The 20,452-nt window shown below is 57.7% G+C and carries 20 protein-coding genes, 2 tRNA genes and 1 riboswitch; of the genes, 12 read left to right on the forward strand and 10 right to left on the reverse strand.

Annotation, left to right across the window (positions count from 1 at the left end; genetic code table 11):
• Window positions 1-12: 12 nt before the first annotated feature.
• Complete coding sequence (gene metE, locus B3Z17_RS02290; protein ID WP_286828413.1) at window positions 13-2,280, reverse strand: 5-methyltetrahydropteroyltriglutamate--homocysteine S-methyltransferase; 2,268 nt, start codon at window positions 2,278-2,280, stop codon at window positions 13-15.
• Between the two features lie 223 nt (window positions 2,281-2,503).
• Window positions 2,504-2,695, reverse strand: a riboswitch (cobalamin riboswitch).
• Window positions 2,696-2,858: 163 nt separating this feature from the next.
• Window positions 2,859-3,182 carry a heat shock protein HspQ gene (hspQ, locus tag B3Z17_RS02295; RefSeq protein WP_068305531.1) on the reverse strand — a complete coding sequence of 108 codons (324 nt, stop codon included), beginning with the start codon at window positions 3,180-3,182 and terminating at the stop codon, window positions 2,859-2,861.
• A 343-nt stretch (window positions 3,183-3,525) separates the two neighbouring features.
• Here hspQ and queF point away from each other — a divergent pair, with 343 nt between their 5' ends.
• The 4 genes from queF to B3Z17_RS02315 are packed head-to-tail and all read left to right on the forward strand — an operon-like array spanning window position 3,526 to window position 5,363.
• Window positions 3,526-3,990, forward strand: a complete 465-nt coding sequence (gene queF, locus B3Z17_RS02300; RefSeq protein WP_286828414.1) for a preQ(1) synthase — start codon at window positions 3,526-3,528, stop codon at window positions 3,988-3,990.
• 1 nt (window position 3,991) lies between these two features.
• Window positions 3,992-4,231, forward strand: a complete 240-nt coding sequence (locus tag B3Z17_RS02305; RefSeq protein WP_286828415.1) for a hypothetical protein — start codon at window positions 3,992-3,994, stop codon at window positions 4,229-4,231.
• 10 nt (window positions 4,232-4,241) lie between these two features.
• A complete protein-coding gene (locus tag B3Z17_RS02310; RefSeq protein ID WP_286828416.1) occupies window positions 4,242-5,102 on the forward strand; it encodes an ATP-grasp domain-containing protein in 861 nt (286 codons plus the stop codon).
• Window positions 5,103-5,162: 60 nt separating this feature from the next.
• Window positions 5,163-5,363 carry a hypothetical protein gene (locus tag B3Z17_RS02315; RefSeq protein ID WP_068305539.1) on the forward strand — a complete coding sequence of 67 codons (201 nt, stop codon included), beginning with the start codon at window positions 5,163-5,165 and terminating at the stop codon, window positions 5,361-5,363.
• On the opposite strand, the gene queE is transcribed toward B3Z17_RS02315, so the two are convergent.
• The 3 genes from queE to B3Z17_RS02330 all read right to left on the reverse strand — a co-directional run bounded on the left by queE (window position 5,364) and on the right by B3Z17_RS02330 (window position 8,121).
• Window positions 5,364-5,996, reverse strand: a complete 633-nt coding sequence (queE, locus tag B3Z17_RS02320; RefSeq protein WP_068305541.1) for a 7-carboxy-7-deazaguanine synthase — start codon at window positions 5,994-5,996, stop codon at window positions 5,364-5,366.
• Window positions 5,997-6,101: 105 nt separating this feature from the next.
• Window positions 6,102-6,797: a 7-cyano-7-deazaguanine synthase QueC gene (gene queC, locus B3Z17_RS02325; RefSeq protein ID WP_068305544.1), complete on the reverse strand. Its 696-nt coding sequence runs from the start codon at window positions 6,795-6,797 to the stop codon at window positions 6,102-6,104.
• Window positions 6,798-6,876: 79 nt separating this feature from the next.
• Entirely contained in the window at window positions 6,877-8,121 is a 1,245-nt protein-coding gene (locus B3Z17_RS02330) for a dicarboxylate/amino acid:cation symporter (RefSeq protein ID WP_286828417.1), read from the reverse strand.
• A 252-nt stretch (window positions 8,122-8,373) separates the two neighbouring features.
• Between B3Z17_RS02330 and B3Z17_RS02335 the strand changes: the two genes are divergently transcribed.
• Window positions 8,374-8,892: a hypothetical protein gene (locus B3Z17_RS02335; RefSeq protein WP_286828418.1), complete on the forward strand. Its 519-nt coding sequence runs from the start codon at window positions 8,374-8,376 to the stop codon at window positions 8,890-8,892.
• A 73-nt stretch (window positions 8,893-8,965) separates the two neighbouring features.
• Here the strand turns inward: B3Z17_RS02335 and B3Z17_RS02340 are convergent, their stop codons facing one another.
• Entirely contained in the window at window positions 8,966-10,087 is a 1,122-nt protein-coding gene (locus tag B3Z17_RS02340; protein ID WP_286828419.1) for an OmpA family protein, read from the reverse strand.
• 238 nt (window positions 10,088-10,325) lie between these two features.
• Window positions 10,326-11,384 carry a DUF2336 domain-containing protein gene (locus B3Z17_RS02345; protein WP_286828420.1) on the reverse strand — a complete coding sequence of 353 codons (1,059 nt, stop codon included), beginning with the start codon at window positions 11,382-11,384 and terminating at the stop codon, window positions 10,326-10,328.
• 199 nt (window positions 11,385-11,583) lie between these two features.
• Here B3Z17_RS02345 and B3Z17_RS02350 point away from each other — a divergent pair, with 199 nt between their 5' ends.
• Both B3Z17_RS02350 and B3Z17_RS02355 read left to right on the forward strand, forming a co-directional pair.
• Window positions 11,584-11,901, forward strand: a complete 318-nt coding sequence (locus tag B3Z17_RS02350) for a hypothetical protein (RefSeq protein ID WP_068305554.1) — start codon at window positions 11,584-11,586, stop codon at window positions 11,899-11,901.
• Window positions 11,901-13,442 carry a methyl-accepting chemotaxis protein gene (locus B3Z17_RS02355; protein WP_068305555.1) on the forward strand — a complete coding sequence of 514 codons (1,542 nt, stop codon included), beginning with the start codon at window positions 11,901-11,903 and terminating at the stop codon, window positions 13,440-13,442. The genes B3Z17_RS02350 and B3Z17_RS02355 overlap by 1 nt, the downstream gene beginning before the upstream one ends.
• Before the next feature lie 62 nt (window positions 13,443-13,504).
• On the opposite strand, the gene B3Z17_RS02360 is transcribed toward B3Z17_RS02355, so the two are convergent.
• Window positions 13,505-13,579: transfer RNA gene (locus tag B3Z17_RS02360), tRNA-Asn, on the reverse strand.
• A gap of 178 nt (window positions 13,580-13,757) precedes the next feature.
• Here B3Z17_RS02360 and B3Z17_RS02365 point away from each other — a divergent pair.
• Window positions 13,758-14,735: a class I SAM-dependent methyltransferase gene (locus B3Z17_RS02365; protein WP_286828421.1), complete on the forward strand. Its 978-nt coding sequence runs from the start codon at window positions 13,758-13,760 to the stop codon at window positions 14,733-14,735.
• Window positions 14,736-14,788: 53 nt separating this feature from the next.
• Here B3Z17_RS02365 and B3Z17_RS02370 read toward each other — a convergent pair.
• Window positions 14,789-14,862, reverse strand: a tRNA-Cys gene (locus B3Z17_RS02370).
• 171 nt (window positions 14,863-15,033) lie between these two features.
• Between B3Z17_RS02370 and B3Z17_RS02375 the strand changes: the two genes are divergently transcribed.
• The 4 genes from B3Z17_RS02375 (at window position 15,034) to B3Z17_RS02390 (ending at window position 19,100) form a co-directional block, all read left to right on the forward strand.
• Window positions 15,034-15,936, forward strand: coding sequence for a GGDEF domain-containing response regulator (locus B3Z17_RS02375; protein WP_286828422.1), 903 nt, complete (start codon window positions 15,034-15,036; stop codon window positions 15,934-15,936).
• A 220-nt stretch (window positions 15,937-16,156) separates the two neighbouring features.
• Complete coding sequence (locus tag B3Z17_RS02380; RefSeq protein WP_286828423.1) at window positions 16,157-16,810, forward strand: protein-L-isoaspartate O-methyltransferase family protein; 654 nt, start codon at window positions 16,157-16,159, stop codon at window positions 16,808-16,810.
• Window positions 16,811-16,973: 163 nt separating this feature from the next.
• Window positions 16,974-18,341 carry a TolC family outer membrane protein gene (locus B3Z17_RS02385; RefSeq protein ID WP_286828424.1) on the forward strand — a complete coding sequence of 456 codons (1,368 nt, stop codon included), beginning with the start codon at window positions 16,974-16,976 and terminating at the stop codon, window positions 18,339-18,341.
• Between the two features lie 186 nt (window positions 18,342-18,527).
• The gene (locus tag B3Z17_RS02390; RefSeq protein WP_286828425.1) at window positions 18,528-19,100 is read left to right on the forward strand and encodes a DUF2497 domain-containing protein; all 573 of its coding nucleotides are present in this window, start codon (window positions 18,528-18,530) and stop codon (window positions 19,098-19,100) included.
• Window positions 19,101-19,173: 73 nt separating this feature from the next.
• Here B3Z17_RS02390 and B3Z17_RS02395 read toward each other — a convergent pair whose 3' ends face one another.
• Window positions 19,174-20,298: a retropepsin-like aspartic protease gene (locus B3Z17_RS02395; protein ID WP_286828426.1), complete on the reverse strand. Its 1,125-nt coding sequence runs from the start codon at window positions 20,296-20,298 to the stop codon at window positions 19,174-19,176.
• Between the last annotated feature and the right edge of the window lie 154 nt (window positions 20,299-20,452).

The following is a 20,452-nucleotide window of genomic DNA, read 5'->3' on the forward strand; positions in this document are numbered from 1 at the left end:
TTGGCTGGTTGGTCAGGCGCTGCGGGCGTCGCGGGCCGCGGCCACCATATTCTCAAGCGCTGGGGTGACTTCGGCCCAGGAGCGGGTCTTGAGGCCGCAATCCGGGTTGACCCAGATCTGGTCGGGTGCCAGCCGCTCGGTTGCTTTTCTCAAGAGGGCCGTCATCTCTGCCTTGTCGGGCGTGCGCGGCGAATGGATGTCATAAACGCCGGGGCCGATCTCGTTGGGGTAGGCGAACTCTTCGAATGCCGCCAGCAGCTCCATGTCCGACCGCGAGGTCTCGATCGAGATGACATCAGCGTCGAGTGAGGCCACGTCCGCGATGATGTCATTGAACTCGCTGTAGCACATATGGGTGTGGATCTGCGTTATGTCCGCGACGCCAGAGGACGCCAGGCGGAAACAGTTCACGGCCCATTCCAGATAGCCCGCGTGGTCCGCTTTCCTGAGCGGCAGGCCTTCCCTGAGCGCCGGCTCGTCGATCTGGATCAACCGGATGCCAGCAGCCTCCAGGTCTGTCACCTCATCCCGGATCGCCAGTGCGATCTGTTCGCAGGTTTCCGACCGCGGCTGGTCGTCGCGCACGAACGACCATTGCAGGATGGTCACAGGGCCCGTCAGCATGCCTTTCATCGGCTTCTGGGTCAGGCTTTGGGCATAGGCCGACCATTTGACCGTCATGGGTTCGGGGCGCGACACGTCACCATAGATAATCGGCGGTTTGACATAGCGTGAGCCATAGCTTTGCACCCAGCCGGATTTGGTGAAGGCAAAGCCCGCCAGCTGTTCGCCGAAATATTCGACCATGTCGTTGCGCTCAAACTCGCCATGCACCAGCACGTCCAGGCCCAGGGCTTCCTGGCGCCTGACCGCTTCCCGGGTCTCTGCCTCAAGGAAGGCGTCGTAGGCCTCAGCGGTCAGATCACCGCGCTTGAAGGCCGCGCGTGCCTGGCGGACTTCTTTGGTTTGCGGGAAGGACCCGATGGTGGTGGTGGGGTACAGCGGCAGGTCCAGCGCTGCCCGCTGTGCTGCGCGCCGTGTCTCATACGTGCTTGCGCGGCGGAAGTCTGACGGAAGCGTATTCTGCATCCGGTCATCCACCAGCGGGTTATGAATGCGGGCAGAAGTGCGCCGGCTCTCTGCCGCTGCGGCGCTGTCGTCGAAGGCGGAGGCGACATGGTCGCGGCCGTGATTTGCTGCACGCGTGAGCAGGCTGACTTCTTCAAGCTTCTGGGTTGCGAAGGCCAGCCAGCTCTTGAGTTCCGGGTCCAGCTTGGTCTCATTTTCCAGGTCCACCGGGCTGTGGATCAGCGAACAGGAAGGCGCTACCTGCAGCGCCCGGCCATCGAAAGCCGCGGCCTTTTCAAGCACAGCGAGTGCCTTATCAAGGTCCGTCCGCCAGATGTTGCGGCCATCCACCAGCCCGAGCGACAAGAGCTTGTCTTTACTGATAACCGACAGGCAGGCCGGAAGTTGGTCGGGCGCGCGGACAAGATCGATGTGCAGGCCATGGACGGGCAGGCGGGACGCCAGTGCCGTGTTGTCACCCAGCCCCTCGAAGTAGGTTGCCAGCAGAATTTTGAGCCCGCACTTGCCAAGGCGCGCGTAGGCTTGTTCGAACGCCTGACGCTGTTTGTCTGTTTCCGCGAGCGCGAGCACTGGTTCGTCAATCTGTACCCAGTCCGCGCCGGCGTCGACAAGTGATTGAAGCAGGTCGGCATAGACCGGCAGGACGCGGTCCAGCAGATCAAGCGGGTCATCAAGCGCCGCATCCTTACTTTTGCCAAGCGTCAGGTAGGTGACGGGGCCGATAATCACCGGGCGGGTGTGGATGCCCTGTGCCAGCGCTTCCTTGTATTCGTCCACCAGCCGGGTGGACGACAGGCTGAAGCGCTGGTCTGCGGTGAATTCCGGCACGATATAATGATAATTGGTGTCGAACCATTTGGTCATTTCCATCGCGGGCGCATTCTTGCTGCCGCGCGCCATGGCGAAATAGGTGTCCAGGCTGACGTGGCCGCCTGTGTGCTCAAACCGCGCGGGCACAGCGCCCAATGTGGCTGTCATGTCCAGTATCTGGTCATAAAAGGAGAAATCACCACAGGGGATAACATCAACGCCCTTCGATTGCTGCAGCTGCCAGTGGCGTGCACGCAGCGTTTTGCCGGTGCTAATCAGGTCTTTTTGGGAGATGTCCTGGCGCCAGTAGGCTTCCAGGGCTTTCTTGAGGTCGCGCGCCGCGCCGATGCGCGGGAAACCGAGATTGGCCGATTGTATCATGGCTAACCTTCCTTCTTGGATTTGAATGTGAAAACGGGCTGCGCGCAGGCGGGCTGCGAACAGGGAAGCTGGGGACAAAACGCGGAAGCACAGGCGGCACAAAGCGGCCCGGCATGCGGCTTACATGTCAGGGATCAGGGAAGCGTATTGAGCTTCACATTCGGCGGGAAAATTGGGTCTTGGTCATCTGTCGTCTCCACCGTCTCACCCCGGACGGACATTGGGTTGCGTTTCACCGATGGTAGGTCTCCTGGCTCGCGGGCCTGGGCTGGTCGCCTTCCCGGACACTTGTCCAGTGGCATGATGACCGGCCTTCACCGCTTACAGTTGCGGGGGCAGCTTCGGACTGACGCGCCATTTGGCGCACCGAATTCCCTGTTATCCCCTTGCGGGGACCATCGATGAGAAAATATATATAAAGAAATCTTTATATTGTCAACCATGTGTGTGCCGGGCTGGCACCGTTTGGATTCCGCGCACAAAAAAAGGCGCGGAACTCTGCGCCTTTTAATGTGTACCCGTATTCCTAAGGGGGGAAGGATGGGCGGGTACGGCTTGGAAAACTCAGGTACTCGAAACTAATTCACGACATGGCGGGAGGCGAAGTCTCCGCCGCTGCTGGCCTCAAAGAGGCGGCTCAGAAGCGGGTGATCGAACTCTTCCGTCTGGTCGCATTCCACCAGATTGTCTTCCGCCACGTATGTGGTGTGGGTCTCGCCGTCCACGAGGACGTGATACCAGGGGCGGTCTTTCGGGGGATGCGAGCTAGCCATGATGTCATACCATTCAGGAGACTGGCTATACACAGCATCCACATCGAAAATGAGACCGCGGTAACCGAACCTCCGGTGGATCACCACCGTACCCGGCGCAAAGCGTGCTCTGCAGATTTTTTGTGCCATTGTTCTTCTCCTAGTCAGTCGGTCGTCCAGGACCCTTTCGCTGTGTTTGCCTGAACTCGACAAGGCCACTTCTTGGCCCGTTAATTCCAACTATAAAGGGCCTAAATTAATAAAAGCTGAACTAATCGTTCAAAATTGTTAAGGAATTGGTAATTATATTTCAAAGGTTAACGCGTGCGATCTCAATTCCTTAACGCGGCAGGGCGGCGTTAAAGGGCACAAAGGGGTTAAAACCTTTGACAATCGGCGCCCTCAAAAGCATAGAGAACGCATGTAGCAGGGGATAATTCACCCTCGACTGTTTTGGCCTTATTATATGGGTCGGCCTTAAGGGATACATGGGATGACGAAAGAGATTTATCAAGGGCTCGAACAGCTGGGCGCCAAGTCGGACGCACCGCAGACGCCCGAGGAAGCGGTACTTGAATATGTGAAGAACCCGCGCCCGAAGTCTGATTACTGCGTGCGCTTCACGTGCCCTGAGTTCACGTCACTTTGCCCCGTGACCGGCCAACCCGATTTCGCCCACCTGGTGCTGGATTATGTGCCGGGCGACAGCCTGGTGGAAAGCAAGAGCCTGAAGCTGTTCCTGCAGTCTTTCCGCAACCACGCCGCCTTCCATGAAGATTGCACGGTCGGCATCGCCGAGCGGCTGGTCGAGGAAATGAAACCCAAGTGGCTACGGTTCGGTGGTTACTGGTACCCGCGCGGCGGCATCCCGATTGACGTATTCTACCAGACCGGCGAAGCCCCAAAGGGCGTGTGGATCCCGGAACAGGACGTCCCCAACTACCGCGGCCGGGGTTGATATGTATTATCTGGTCGCCGCCCTCATTGCAGCTGGGGTTCTGTTCCTCTTGAAGGGGCTTGTTACTGCGGTGCGCACGGGCGAGCTCAAGAAAATTGGCGGCGGCGGTGTGAAGGCCCGAAAGGATGACCCGAGTGGCTTCTGGGCTGCCATTGCTTTTGAAGCGCTTTATCTTCTCGCTGGCGTCTGGCTGGTTCTGTATTTGATTGCGCCGGAGATGTTTTCGATCTCTGCCGACTAGGAGTAATTCCATGCATCTTTGTTTTCTTTCCAGCCGGGTCACGATGCCCGGATCTCCCGTCCGCCGTGTTGACGCGTTCGAGCATGACCAGATGATGGAAAACCTGACCGCCGCCTTCGAGGCGTGCGGCGGCCGCGTGACCGACGTATCGTGGGACGACAAGGATGTCGATTGGTCCACGTTCGATGCCGTGATGATTGGCACCACCTGGGATTATTGGGACCGGCTGGATGAGTTCCTCGAGACCCTTGAGCGGATCGAGACCCAGACCCGGCTTTATAACGCGCCCGCATTGGTGCGCTGGAACATCGACAAGCGCTACTTGCGCGACCTTGAAGGCAAGGGCGCGACACTGATTCCGACCATCTGGGCCGACAAGGCAACGCCAGAAGTGATCGCCGAGGCGTTCGAGACGTTCGGGGCCGAGAAGCTCGTGGCCAAGCGCCAGGTGGGCGCGGGCGCCGACGGCCAGCATATGCTGAAGCGCGGCGACGCGGTGCCCGAGATGCCGCACCCGATGATGATCCAGCCTTTCATGAGTTCAATCGTAGACGAGGGGGAGCTGAGCTTCATCTTCATCGGTGGCAAGCTGTCGCACACGCTGCTGAAAACCGCAGCCAAAGGCGATTACCGTATCCAGAGCGCCTATGGCGGGCAGGAGACACCCGTTGACCCCGCGCCCGAGGACGTGGCGCAGGCAGCCAAGGTGCTGGCCGCAGCGCCCGTCAAACCCTTGTATGCCCGGGTGGACATGATCCGCGGCGAGGACGGCAGCCTGTGCCTGATGGAGATGGAACTGATCGAGCCGTTCCTATACCCGCTGCAGGGGCCGGAGCTGGGCGCCCGCATTTATGAGGCTCTCAAAGGGTAGGGCTTGGCAAGTGTATCTGCCTCCCCATATCTGTTATAGAGAGATTTGGGGAGGACAGCGATGACAGACCAGCAACAACCGGAAGACGACACTCAGGAAAACGGCACTTCGCCGGGCAGGCGCAAGCGTGACCCCAAGTTCATTGCCGTGGGCCTGGCGATTGGCGTGGGCGTGGGGGTTGCCATCAGCAACATCGCCGTCGGCATCGCGCTTGGCCTTGTCTGGGGCGTGGTGATGAGCCGCAGGAACAGCGACGACTAGTTACGGAATATCGATGAACTTGTGGGTTTGCAGGCTCAGGCGCCACTGTGGGTGGGCCTTGCAGTAGTCTACGGCCTTGGCGGTATTCTCTGCCTGCACGTCACAGTCCATCGGCTGCAGGAAGAAATGCTCGAAATCCAGGCCTTCAAACTGCGCCGGGTCACCGCCTTCTTGGGGGTACACAAGCTTCAGCTCCTGGCCGCCTTTTACAATCATCTCTGACCCGATCTTGGGGCTGATGCACAGCCAGTCGATGCCCTCGGGCGGCTCGACCGTGCCGTTGCTTTCAACCGCAATCTCAAACCCTGCGTCATGAAACGCCTCAACGGCGGCACCGTCCAGCTGCAAGAGGGGCTCACCGCCCGTGCAGACAACCAGCGGCTTGCCGCTTTTGCCAAGCCACAGGGACTTTACGGCAGAGGCGAGGTCTGCCGCGGTCTTGAACTTGCCGCCGCCTTCACCGTCCGTGCCAACGAAGTCCGTGTCGCAGAACTGGCAGATGGCCTTGGCGCGGTCGCGCTCAAGCCCGGTCCAGAGATTGCAGCCGGCAAAGCGGCAGAACACGGCCGGGCGGCCGGCTTGCGCGCCTTCGCCCTGCAGTGTGTAGAACATCTCTTTGACCGTGTAGACCATGTGTTTCCGTTCTTTATCGCGTCACCCTGAACTTGTTTCAGGGTCCATGTTTGCCGAAAGCTTTGTTCCTGGATGCTGAAACAAGTTCAGCATGACGGCAAGTAATTAGTCCTGATACCGGGTTGGGTCGGCAAGGCCGGCCTCTTTGAAGCCTTTCTTGCGCAACAGGCAGCTGTCGCAGTGACCGCACGCCTTGCCCGCGGTGTCCGGGTCATAGCAGCTGATCGTCAGGCCGTAATCAACGCCAAGCTTTGTGCCCGCAGCTGCGATCTCGGCTTTTGTCATATCCAGAAGCGGCGTCCGGATGCGGATGCGCTCTGCGTCGGTCACACCCACTTTGGTGCCCAGGTTCGCTGTTTCCTCATAGGATTTGATGAATTCGGGACGGCAGTCCGGGTAGCCTGAATAGTCCAGTGCATTCACGCCAATGAAGATATCCTTGGCGCCCACAACTTCAGCGTAGGCAAGGGCAAACGACAGGAAGATGGTGTTGCGCGCAGGCACATAGGTCACCGGGATATCATGGCTCATGTCATCGTCGGACCGGTCCTTGGGCACGTCGATGTCAGCCGTCAGGGCGCTGCCGCCAAAGAGCGTCAGGTCGATCACGGCGGTCTTGTGTTCGGTGACACCAAGGTGGTCTGCAATTCGGTCGGCGGCTTCCAGCTCAACGCTGTGGCGCTGGCCATAGCGGAACGACAGGGCATAAACCTCAAAACCCTGTTCTTGGGCGATCGCGACACAAGTCGCGCTGTCGAGCCCGCCGGAGAGGAGTACCACTGCTTTTTTTCTATCGCTCATATTTCACTCTTATAAATCAAAACCGCCCGGCGTATAGCACCGGGCGGCTCGTTTGATAAGAAAAAACCTTGGGAACGGCTTAGTCGACCGGTTCGGCCTTGAAGACACCTTCGTCCAGTTCGCCTTCCCACTTGGCCACGGCGGTGGCGACCGAGAGGTCACCGGTGACATTCACAACCGTGCGGCACATGTCCAGCGGCCGGTCGAACGGGAAGATAAAGCCAACGATGATGGCCGTCTGGGCTGCATCGATATTGAGGACGCTCAGCACGGCCGCCAGCAGGAACAGCGATGCGGATGGCACGGCTGCTGTGCCGATGGACGCGAGCGTGGCCGAAAGGGCGATCAGCAGGTATTCTGCAAGCCCCATTTCGATGCCCAGAACCTGCGCGGAAAAGACCGCCAGAATACCCACATAGAGCGCCGAGCCGTCCATGTTGATGGTGGCCCCAAGGGGCAGCACAGAGCCAGCGACCGGCTTCTTGATGCCCAGGTTTTCTTCAGCGATAGTCATCGTGACGGGCAGGGTGCCTGACGAGGATGAGGTCGAGAAGGCCACGAGTTGCGCGCCGGTAATATCGCGGAAAAAGCGGCTGGGCGGCAGCTTGAGCAGGAACTTCATGATGGCGCCGTGGGTCACAATCACATGAATGATGCAGGCGCTGAGGAAGGTAATCACCAGCGGCAACACATCCAGCAGCAAGGACAGGCCGCCAGTGGCAACCACGCCGGATATCAGAGAGAAAACGCCGAAAGGCGCCACTTCCATAACCAGGTGCGTGATCTTGAGCATCACTTCAGAACCGGATTCGAACAGGTCCGCGACCGACTTTCCCTTCTTGCCTGTCAACAGGACACCGCAGCCCAGCAGCAGGGCGAAGAAGATGATGGCCAGCATGTTGCCTTCGGCCAGTGCGCTGACGGGATTCAGCGGAACAATGGTCAGCAGGCGCTCCTTGAGCGACTGTGCCTCAGCCACATCGCGGGCAGCCGTGCCCGCCAGGTCAACGCCGACACCGGGCTGAATGATGGCGGCAATTGTCAGGCCAATGGTGATGGCAACAAGCGTGGTGCCCATATACATGATCAGGGTCTTGGCGCCCAATGACCCCAGCTTTTTCGGATCGCCCATGGCGACAACACCGGATACCAGCGTGATGAAGACAAGTGGCACGACAATCATGCGGATCAGGCGGATGAATAGTTCCCCGATCCAGTCGATGGACAGCGCAGCTTGCGGCAGCAGCGCGCCAAAGATAATCCCCAGCACCAGCATTGCCATGATGCGCTTCCACAGCGTGATTTCAAACCAAGCGGAAAACATGTGTCCCTCTCCCCAGAACATTGTTGGCTGTGTGGTCCGCAGCCATTTGATATTTGGGCCTAGGGTTAAGCGAAACGGCTGGAATGGCAAGGATATTCCGAAAAAACATTCCCACATTCCAGGCGCCTGTCGTCTCTTTTTTATGGCGGGCCCTGCGCGGTGGTAGCGTCTTAAAATTGTAGGCGTTTATGGACTATTCATCTTCGCGTGATAGAGTGACGGCTGAGGTTAACTGAGGAAACAGGGGCGGTAGTGGGAAAATTCCCAACATTCGGCTTGAAATCCGTATTACTTGCGGGCGTTGTTGCGCTTTCGAGCACATCTGCACAGGCGTGCATCAAAACGGCTGAGCTGAAGGCGGACCAGATGCGGTTTCTTGAACTGCAGCTGAAGGTCGCCGCGCTTCGGTGTCGATTTGAAAACCCTCAATTTGCATCGCTTTATAACCGGTTTGTGGTGGCGCACAAAGGGGCCATCAAGGCCAGCCGTTGGCCTGTTGAGGCATATCTTGCGCGCCAGACCCGGATGGATATGGACACGTATGTCACCAAAACAGCCAACCGAATCTCGTTTGAAAGTATGGACGCGGGCTATTTCTGTGAGAATGCGGCGGCGGTCGCCGATATGGCGGCAAGCTATGCCGATCCCCTGATGGTGATTGACCTGCTGCCGGTGCGCTATCAGACGCCGCGCCCTGTTTGCGCCGACAGGACCGCCCCCACCACAGCAACGGTTGCCACGCCAGACAGGACCGGGGCAATCGATCGCTAGGATCACCTGATTCTTCCAAAAGAAAAGGCCGCCTGGACAGGCGGCCTTCTTTGTTTCTGCGTGGAGGCGCCGACTAGCGCTTCAGCAGGATTTCCGAACGGCGGTTCTGCGGCTCGCGCACACCATCATCGGTGGCAACAAGCGGCGAGCTTTCGCCTTTTGCAGCCATCATGATGTTGCCAGCGTCGATGCCTTCGGCGATCAATGCAGCCTTCACGGCAGCGGCCCGACGCTCGGACAGGCGCATGTTGTATTCTTCGGAACCGGCACGGTCAGCGTGGCCAGTTGCCATGATGCGGACAGCTTTGTGTTCCTTGAATGCCTTGGCTGCTGCCTTAATGATTTTCGCGGCGTCCGGCGTAATGTCGGATTTATCGAAATCGAAGAACACCATGAACGGGCCGGGCAGTGCCACTGGCTTTGGCTCAGGTTTCTTTTCTTCTACAACCTGCGGCGTCACAACAGGGGCCGGTGCTGGTGTCGGCTCAGCGCGAACAACAGGCTCTGGTGCCTGGCGTACTGGCTCTGCTTGCATGGGCTCGGATGACGCACCAAAGCGCCAGCTCAGGCGTACGAACACTTCATTGTTGACCACTTTGTAGCTGGAGGTGCGCGCTTCGGTCACGAAGTCGCGGCTGTGTGTACGGAAGTGGCGGAAGCCCATGCCGAACTCAAGGCCGCCGTCGATCGGCTTAACGATCTGTGCCATGACCTGGTTGGCAAACTGCCAACGGCTGTCGTCCAGAACCAGTGTCTGGCCTGAGCGCTCGCGCTTCACTTCAACGTCAGCAAAGCCAAGGCCTGCACCAACAAGAGCTTTCCAGCCACTGAATTCAGCGAATTCGTACCAGGCGTTCGCCATGATGGCGTCCGATTTCTGAACACCGCCAGCCAGATTGTGGCCCTGATCCAGGTCGAGGCCGCCCGTGCCGGCAACTTCCATGGAGTGATAGCGGTTCTTGCGAATGGCATATTCGCCTTCAAGGCGCCATTTGCCAAAAGTGCGACCAGCATAAAGGCCGCCCATGGTGCCGAGGTTCTTCTTGTCTGAAAGCGACAGGCCGGTCAGGTCATTTTCAAGCGACCCACGGTCGGCCCGTGTGGCGCCCAGCTCAAAACCGGCATAGAAGTTATCGTCGGCCATTACGGCAGTGGCGCTGGTGCTCAGCAAAAGCGACGCGATGAGAACACGCATAATCTAATTCCCCTTTTAAAGATCAATATGATCGATCTGTACGTTTAACCGGGGAATAAGCTCGAATTTAGGCAGAAACAAGCTGTTTCATGCCCTTTTTTCGCCCAGAGCGGGAATCGCAGGCCTCCTGTTGTATTTAGGTCGCAACAACAAAGGGCTGTATTATGTCCTTACGTAAGCCATTTGTGCAACCAATGCATGTTGTTTCAGCCGACTGATCTGACCGCTTGGATGAGTTTCAGGCGGCGGATTGAGGCAGGACGCGCGCGGCCGGTCGGCTGTGCCACAGGGCAGGGTTGCCCACCTCGCGGCGGCCACGGGCAGCGCCATAGTGACGGCGGGCCAGCTTTTGAACGGCCTGAGCTTGTGGTACATCCAGATCGCAGTCTTGCATCAGGGCCCGAAACTGTTTGGGATTGGCGAGATGCAATGTCTCCCGTACGTCGGTCAGGGTTCTTGATGACAGGACGGCAAGTGTACTCTCGAGGAACGCAAGGCAGCCACGGTCAGCCATCCCCAACATCAGGTCCGGGGTGAGCTTGCCCGCTTGGCGCAGATCGATCACATGGGCATGTATCTGGCCGGGTGCCGCATGACGAATCCGGCGCCAGATTGTCTCATGCTGGCTGTTGATGGCAGCCGATTTCGATATCTGTGCCTCGATGCCATAGGTGTCGCAGAGTTGCCTTTGAAAATCGTCGCTTACCTGCTGAAGAATATGGGTGACAACCGAAAGCGCCAGGTTTGGGCGTCCTACGACGGCTTCGATGACTCGCCTGTTGTTGCCAAAATGATCCAGAAGGAGAGAGGCCAGGCTAGTGTCGATCGCGACGCTGGGGTTGCAGATCACCGTAAGGGCCGCATTGTCGTTGGCGTGGCAGATCAACTGGCGGCTGGCCTTTATGCCGAGGTCGGACCGAACCGCGAGAGCAAGATGGGCATTGTCGCTGAGGAGGGGGATCAATTCAGCCATCAGTGCGTCCGACAGAGCAGGCGTCACGCGCAGGAAAGGCACTGCAATCTCATCCACATCGCAGGCGATTTTCACAGCAATCGATTTTGGCAGCTTCTTATATTTCCGAAGTTCAAAGGCGAGGGTCTCCCGTACCTCCAGGCAAAGATCGGACACCAGGGCTTCAGCGACGCGCTGGGCCGCAAGGTATTTGTCCTTGTTGCGTAGTTCCGGGGCAAGCTGCTCGCCAGCCTTGCGGGCAAGGGCGATACGCTCTTCAACAGCCAGGCTGCTGATGCAGTCGCTGGCTGTTAGGTTCTTCTGTGTGTCTCGTTTTTCGGACATGACATCCACCTGCATTCTACCTGCGTATCACCTGAGCCCCGTTGGATCCTGACCACCATATCAGGATAAACCTATACGGGAAGCTATAAAAAAATTAGGCGGGGAGGTTGTGCTGTGCCGCGTCAACGATAGGTAATTCTTAAGATATAGGTATTAGCTTGGTCGGTGCGCAATTGGGGCGTGGAGGGAAAGGACTGCCATGAAGGCATTTCTTTACGGAATATTTGCCCTGTTTGTTTTGGGCGCTGTTCAGCTCTGGCCCTCAAAGGACGGGATGTGGCTCGTCCAACTATCGCCCCTCCGCAGCGACGCTCAGGCGGTTTCCCAGCTCTTTGGGATGCCGGTAGACCTTGTTGATGTCGTCGATAAAAACTCGTTTCTGATCAAACCACATGAAGGTGTGTCGCCAGGACTTTTGATCCGACACGGCGCGATTCTAGTAATAGAGGCGCCCCTTTCGTTCGGGTGCGTGCCCATCAACCAAACTGCTGCGTGGCAGGCAAAGGTAAGACCATAATGGATATCATCGACAATATTCGGGCAACTTTTTCGCGGTTCCTGACATATGCGCTGGCAGCGCATGTGCTCTTGGTCGTGGTTGCGGCCCTATCTCTGGGACAGGATGTTCTGGTACCAACGATTTTGGCTGCGCTGCTTGCCGCTGTGCCGATCGTGATTTACTGGCGGTTGGGCGCTTCACAGTTGCAGAGGGAACTTGCGGGTACATCGATGGTGCTGTTTGCCGCGCTGCTGGTTTATGTCTTCCGCGGACACCCCTGGCAGATCGACATACATATGTATTTCTTCGCGGTTCTTGCGCTGCTGACGGGCTTTTGTGACTTCCGGGTGATCATCGTGAGCGCGGCCGTTGTGGCCGTCCATCACCTTCTTTTCAATTTCCTGGTGCCAACCTGGGTGTTCCCCGAAGGCGCAAATTTCTGGCGCGTGGTGTTGCACGCCGTTGTCGTGGTGGTTGAGGTTGTCTGCCTGATTTGGCTGAGCCAGAAACTTGTCTCGTCCTTCCGTCAGGCCAGCCAGGCGCAGGGGAAGGCCGAAGATGCGGCAAAAGATGCGCTTGTGGCGGCCGAGGACGCCGAGAAGATGCGTGCCGAAGCCGAAGCAGCGCTTGAGCAGCTCAAAAGGAATGAAGCTGAAAAAGAGGCAATGCAGCAGCAGGCTGCAGAAGAACGTCAGGTGGCTCTCGAACGGGCCGCCGCAGAGCGGCTGGAGGCTGCCAATGATTTCGAAAGCTCGGTCAATACGCTGATTGCGGAACTGTCCGCGTCGATCGAAGACCTCGGGGGTAATGCTCATTCGCTGCAGGAAGCCGTTTCGATTGCCGACGACAGGGTTGGCAGTGTCAGCGATAGTTCAAGCCGCGTGAATTCCAATGTGAGCACAGTTGCTGCCAGCACGGAGGAGATGTCAGCCACAGCGCAGGAAATCTCCCGTCAGGTCGTTCAGACAACCAAGGTTGCTACAGAGGCCGCGGACCAGTCTGAGGTCAGCGAACAGGCCATCAAGGAATTGATGCAGCGGTCAAACGAGATTCGCAACGTGATCGTGATGATCAGCGATATCGCCGAACAGACCAACCTGCTGGCCTTGAACGCAACCATTGAGGCCGCGCGGGCAGGCGAGGCCGGCAAGGGCTTCGCCGTTGTTGCCAGCGAAGTGAAAAGCCTTGCGAACCAGTCGGCCAAGGCGACCGAGGAAATCGAAGGCCTGGTTGAACGGATCATCAAGGCAACAACGGCCGCTGAGGACGCCAACAAGAACATCGTAAGCATCATCAACAGCGTTCGGGACAATACCAACGGCATAGCGGCGGCAGTTGAAGAACAGTCAGCCTCCACCCAGGAAACAGCGCGGGCAGCGCAGGTGGCGGCGGAGGAAACCGCGGGTGTCGATGAGGCCGCTGCCGAGCTTCTGGCGATCGTTTCAACCGTATCGAAAACGTCACAGCATTCAGCCTCGCTGGCGGAAGTTCTGGGCGGCAAGATCCAGGAGGTTCGCGACCGGGCCAACGCCTTTGTGATGCAACTGTCGAAAAGCTGAGGCAGCCAGGACAACCCCAGAAAAGAAAAAGCCCGGAAGCAAAACTTCCGGGCTTTTAAAATTGGCTCCCCAGGGCGGATTCGAACCACCGGCCAAGCGGTTAACAGCCGCTTGCTCTACCACTGAGCTACTGGGGATCATGGTAGAAGTTCGGGGCGTCAGGAGTGTGTCTCCGTGGCCGCGAATGGGTGCCTTTATACTCATATTTTCCAGCGTGCCAAGCACAAATTTACATTTTTCTTGTGGTCATGTGAAAATACCTTGAAACGCTGGGGTTTAAACGGCTTCATGGGGCCAAAGCGTGAGAGGGGACCGATGACCGAAGAAGAAAACAGCTGGTTCTGGCAGGACTATTGGCAGCAGGGGCAGCTGGCCTGCTGTCTGGCCGATGACCTGCGCGCGGGCTATGACGGCGTACTGGCGGATGCCTGGGCTGATTTCTTCGAGTCTCTCGCTGGCGGCACGTCCATCCTGGACATATGTACAGGTAATGGCGGGGCGGCGCTGCTGGCTGCGAAGGCTGGCCACAATTCGGGGCGTGCATTTGATATTCTGGGTGCTGACCTGGCCGCGATTGAGCCGATGGCCTATGTGCAGGCAGCCCCGGAGTTGATGCGGGCCATCCGGTTTGAAGGCGGTGTGGACGCGGCCGCGCTACCCTATGAGGACGCGCAGTTTGACGCGGTGATCAGCCAGTTCGGGATTGAATATGCCGGGCTGTTGCGCGCCGGACCTGAAGCCGCCCGGGTGCTGAAAAGTGGTGGCCGGTTGCGCTTCGTTATCCATGCCGCGCAGGGCATCGCCGAAGCCGGCGCACGGGAGGAGCTGGCGCTGGTGCCCACGCTTGGGGCTGCCCACCTTCATGATGCGCTCAGGCAGGCGCTCATCGCGGTTGATTCCCTGACGCTCGGCCACGGCACCAGGCCTGCGGCGGACGCGGCTGTCGAGTATTTTGTCGGTGAAATGGAATCCCTCGACGCGCGGCTGAAGGATCACCCGAACCAGGCAACGATCCTGACGCTCGGGCGGCGGCTCCTTGGCCTTTTCGAATCCATGGAAACGGTACCGGTGCCGGATATTCTGAAGAAGGTCGACGCGTCGGAACGGTCCGTGGAAGCGCATCTGTTGCGGCTCGAATCCCTGGCTGCGGCCGCAGCCAATGAAGGTGACATTATCGCCGCCATCGACGCCCTTGAAGCCGCAGGGGTGGACGCCGGATTTCATGCGCTGATGGACGGCGCTGACATGCTGGCCTGGGTGATTGAAGGCCGGAAGGCCTGGCCGGGACAATGAAAAAGGGCCTGGCTGAATGTCAGCCAAGCCCTTTGCTATTTCTAGCTAAATTCTGGAGGCGCGAACCGGAATCGAACCGGTGTACACGGATTTGCAATCCGCTGCGTCACCACTCCGCCATCGCGCCTCTCGTGGTGGTCCGGAACGTATAGTCAGACGTATCAGATGGGTCAATAGCTTTTTAGCGTCTGGTTTTCCTTGTCGGCTTGCCGGTAACAAATTTTTGCAGGCAATGTTTTTTTAAGGCATTGTCGCTAAACAGGAATGAGGCAGAGGCGGCAACAAGCGGGAATGAGGCGTGGACCATAAAATCCTTATCATTGATGACCTTGAGATCATGCGGACGATGCTGTCGGGCATCGCCAAGGAATTTGGCGAGGTCGTGACGGCCGCAACCGGCAAGGACGGCCTGATCGCGGCGCTTGAACACAAGCCCACGCTGATTTTGCTGGATGTTGTCCTGCCGGATATTGACGGCTTCAAGGTATGCGAAGCGCTGAAGAAGGATTACCGCACCCAGGATATCCCTGTAGTGCTGGTGACCGGCATGGAAAAGGACGAAGACGCCGAATCCAAGGGACTGACCATGGGCGCGGCGGATTATATCCTGAAGCCGATCAAGGTGCCGGTGGTGCGCGCCCGGATACAAACCCAACTGACGCTGGCCGAGAAATCCAAAGCGCTTGAAGAGGCCAACAAGGAACTGACACATCTGGCCATGACAGATGCACTGACCGGCTGCTTCAACCGCCGTTACTTCATGAATGCCGCCGATATGGAGCTGAGTCGCATGAAGCGCCACGGCTACCCTGTTGTGGTGGCCATGATTGATGTCGACCATTTCAAGCGCATCAATGACCAATATGGCCATGAGGTGGGTGACGAGGTGCTTTCCGTGGTCGCCAAATGCTGTGACGAGACGGTGCGCTATGAGGACACACTCGGGCGTTTGGGCGGAGAGGAGTTCGCAGTGCTTCTGCCTGTGGCCGACGCTGAAGGCGCTTACGGGGTGCTGGAGCGCCTGCGCCAGACGGTTTCCGACCTGACCTTTCCGAATGTCCCGGACCTGAGGGTGACCGTCAGCATCGGCATTGCGGAACTGACGGGCGAGGATATGTCAATCGACGCTGGGATCAAGCGCGCGGACGAGGCCATGTACAAGGCCAAGAAGGCCGGTCGCAACAAGGTTGAAATCGCCTGAACTGTAAATGCTTTCCCGTTGGCATGGCGCCATCCTTCTGTCGCAAAAAGCGGTCAGATCGCCGCAGGGCATGGTGCCGTGCGCGCGTACTATGATAAATCGTGCCATATAAACGCCGAATTTATGGGTTTTTTGCGTGAAAACGCGTTGCTTCATGACGCCTTGCTATTTATAAAGCGGCGAGATCGTCACTGTAGATATTAATATAGAGGTTCAAACCGTGACCCAAGCAGCAGTCGCCCGCAGCCACATGATCGATTGTCAGCTTCGCCCCAATGAGGTGAATGACGAGCGTATTATTTCTGCCATCGAAGGCGTTGCGCGTGAGCTTTTCGTTCCGAAAGCCAAGCGTTCCATCGCCTATGTGGACGAAGACCTGGATATCGGCGAAGGCCGCTTCCTGATGGAGCCCATGATTTTCGCGCGTCTCGTGACCGCCGCAGAAATCGGCCCCAAGGACCTGGTGCTGGATATCGGTTGTGCGACCGGCTATTCCGCGGCTGTGATTGCCAACCTCGCCGACGCTGTCGTCGCGCTTGAGGAAAACGAGAAATTCGCCACGGCAGCAGAAAAGAAACTGTCTGACCAGGGTGTGATGAACGTGGCCGTCATGAACGGCAAGCACCGCGACGGTGTGGCCAAGCAAGGCCCGTTTGATGTGATCATCATTGAAGGCATGGTTGAAGACGTCCCTGAAGCGCTGGTGCAGCAGCTTAAGGACGGTGGCCGCCTTGTATGCGTGAAGCTTGAAGGTGGCGTGGGGCGGGCCCATATCGTGAAGATGGAAGATGGTGTCGCATCCGCGCGCAACCTGTTTGACGCGAATGTGCCGCTTCTGCCAGGCTTTGAAGTAGAAAAAGGTTTTGTATTCTAGGACTTGATTGGATTTAGGTTTTTTCCAATCACGCTAGAGTTGATACTAAAAAGGTGATAAAAACCGAATACCCCTAAGGGTCAGACAGAAAAATATACAGGAAAAAATGAACCTGGAACTCTGCGGCCCGTTAAATAAACAGCGAGGAAACAAGGAGAATAAAATGAAAAAGGGGATTGTATCACTGCTTGCGGTGACAACTGTGCTCATGGGAACTGGGGCTGTGTCGGCAGAATCGCTTGAGGAAGCGCTGGCGGCAGCTTACGAGAGCAACCCACAATTGATGGCCCAGCGTGCCGCGCTTCGTGCGACGGACGAGGGCGTGTCTCAAGCCAACTCAGGTTTTTTGCCTAGCCTTTCAGGCACCTACTCATATTCCGAAACCAAAGGTACGCAAACGCTGCCGAATGGTTCGAGTGATATCGATACTGAAACTGATTCATATCAGTTGAGCCTGTCTCAAAACATTTTCAACGGTTTTCGGGATCGGAATGCCGTGCGCGGCGCGAAAAATTCCGTTATGGCAGGCCGTGCCCAACTGCAATCTGTTGAGCAGCAGGTGCTTCTTGAAGCCGTCACGGCCTATATGAATGTGCTGCGCGACGAAGCCGTTGTGGACCTGAACAAGAATAACGTGCAGGTGCTGGAGCGCCAGCTTCAGGCCAGCCAGGACCGTTTCCGTGTGGGTGAAGTAACCCGCACTGATGTCGCACAATCAGAAGCACGTCTCGAAGGCGCGAAATCCAACCTGTTGACGGCGGAAGCCACTTTGGCCTCAAGCCGGGCACAATATCGCCGGGTGGTTGGTCACACACCGGCTGGGCTTGAAACGCCGACTGGGCAGCCGACGCTCCCAGCCTCACTTGATGAAGCCATCGAAGTTGCGATGGAATTGAGCCCGGGCGTGATTGCTGCCCGTTATAGTGAGAAAGCAGCCCGTGAAGACGTGAAACAGGCAAGCGGCGCATTGCTCCCAAGTGTTGATGCATTCGCTCGCTGGGACAAAAATGTGCGTGCAGGTGCTGCTGCAGCAAACCAGCTTTCCGGTAGCGATGCGACAACGGTCGGTGTTCAGCTGTCCGTGCCGCTCTATCAGGGTGGTTCGCGTTATTCGACGATCCGTCGGGCAAAACAGGTGCGCAGCCAGCGTGTGATGGAAATTCGTCAGGCCGAGCGTGTAGCGCAGGAAAATGTGTTTGTGGCGTGGGACCAGTACCGCGCAGCCGTTGGCCAGATCAAGTCGACTGAAGCGCAGGTTCGTGCCAGCGAGATCGCGCTTGAAGGCGTGCGTCAGGAAGCCTATGTGGGCTCGCGCACAACCCTTGATGTGCTGAACGCCGAACAGGAACTGCTGAACGCCCGGGTGGCCCTTGTTCGTGCCCAGCGTGACGAAGCCGTAACGGCCTACAGCCTGGTGTCCGCGGTTGGCAAACTGACCGCCAAAGACCTGCGTCTTGGCGTCGCTGCCTATAACCCAGAGCGCTACTATGACAAAGTCGACACCAAATTCATCGGTACCGACATCGAATAGAGCGGCTGGCACATAAAAAAGATTGAAGGGGTCCTTGGGCCCCTTTTTTATTGCCTACCGGTTCTTTTCACCCCCATTCCGGGTCGGGGTTGTTGCACTTAACCGCTTTTGTGCGCTTAAGAATTATTGACACGGGACTCGCTTAACGGTACCTCTGGTTTAGGGAGTGTTAACAGTGGCTGGTCAATGAGCGATAACGCATCTGAAGACGAACCGACTATGGAAGAGATCCTGGCGTCTATACGCCGGATCATTTCTGACGAGTCGGAGGAAGAGGCAGCGGAACCTGAAGTCGAGGAAGACTTCGAGGAAGCCCCTACGCCTGAGCCCGAGCCGGAGCCAGAACCCGAGCCAGAGCCTGAGCCTGCTTTCGAGCCGGAACCTGAGCCGGAACCTGAGCCTCTCCCCGAACCTGAGCCCGAGCCTGAGCCCGTTTACGAGCCCGAGCCTGCGCCTGTTCCGGAGCCGGAACCAATTCCAGAGCCTGAAGAGGAAGATGTCTTTGAGCTGACTGAGCTTGCGAGCGAAGGTGAGGTTGAGGCAATCGTTTCGCCACCGGTAGAAACCAGGACGGCTGAGAGTTTCGCGCACCTGACCCAGATGATGGTGGCTGGCTATGAAGGCGCTGACAACACACTGGAATCGCTCGTGCGTGCCATGCTCAAGCCTATGCTGCAGGGCTGGCTGGATGAAAACCTGCCCAGCATCGTGCAGGACGCGGTGGAGCGCGAAGTGGCGCGGATCGCCCGCCGCAAATAGGCATAATCACCAGAGATTGACATCAGGGCGCCTGAAGGCGCCCTTTTTTGTGGCCTGACGCGGAGAAGGGACCCTAGTCGGGGACGACTTCTGTGTCCCTGCGCAGCACAATCGTGGGTGTGGCGCTGATCCTCGGTGGGAAATCCTTGACCTTGAAATCCTCATTGCCTGGTGTGTAGATCACCTTGTTGCTGATCTGATAGGCATCATTGAAGGACCGCACTCGCGGGTTCAGCCACAGGCTTTCTCTATTCAGGTCAACGGCATAGCGAAAGGGCAGTAGCATGCTGGCGCCGATGATGCCTTCCCGGTCGTCTGTTTTTTCCGGCGCATGAGGGCCGATGAAGATCGGGATGTTCTTGAACAGCAATCGCCCGAACTTGATGATACCGTAATAGATCACGCCCTGATTGTTCGCCAGCATCTCCTCCCGCTCACCGGGATCGGTGGCGCGGTTGAAATGCCCGGTATCCCACAGCACAATGCCGCCCGGAAAGCCGGTGTCCAGCAGGAGCTTCTTCGACGACGGGTGAGGCTCCCATGGCAGACGGGACCGGTGCAGCAGGTAGGGCGTATCGCCGTCCATATAGAGCTTGTGACGATACTTGAAGCGATCACCAATGGTGCTGCCGGGCTGGATGATTGCCATGGCCTGCTTGGACGGGATGACCTCAATAATATAGGCCTTGAAAAAGTCTCGGCCGAGGATGCCCTCGATCTTGAAGCTGAGGTCAGAAGAAATCTCATCCCGGTTATCGATATAAAGGGTGTTGTGGCTGGTGAAGCGAAAATCACCGGCGGTGAAATCAACGGAAGAAAGACGGTAACCGGTCGTGGCAGTTCGGAACGCCGGGAAATTGATGTCTATGGATTTGCCGGCCCTCAGGGTGCTTTCCGGCAGGCCCGGGTTCTTGAACAGGACGCTGGTGCTGGCGCCCGTGTCCAGCAGCATGGTCACGGGGGTTCCGTTGACGTCCAGCGTGACATGAACCCGGTTGTTGATGATATCGATAGGCAGGCGGGCCAGGACACCGATGTCTTCGGCAAGAATGGCCTCTTCCGGGAGGTCGGCATCAGCAGGCGTGTCCTGCGCAGAGGCCGGCATCGGCGCCGCCACCATGGCAAAGCAAAGGAGCAGGCCGCCAAATGCAATGCCAGACCGGAAAGTCCCCCTTAATGCCTTGTAAAACCCAATCATTTCCACAGCCTACCGGAATACTTATGCGAATTAAAGATCAACCAAAGCTATAGCGCCTATTGCTGTGACGCCCGGCCGTCGCAATTTTGGAACAGATGGCGCTGAAAAGAGCAAAAAACATATGATTTGGGCCGATTGAGGGTTTCGTTTTTTC

The sequence above is a fragment of the Kordiimonas sp. UBA4487 genome (genome assembly GCF_002389025.1).
Classification (GTDB): domain Bacteria; phylum Pseudomonadota; class Alphaproteobacteria; order Sphingomonadales; family Kordiimonadaceae; genus Kordiimonas; species Kordiimonas lacus.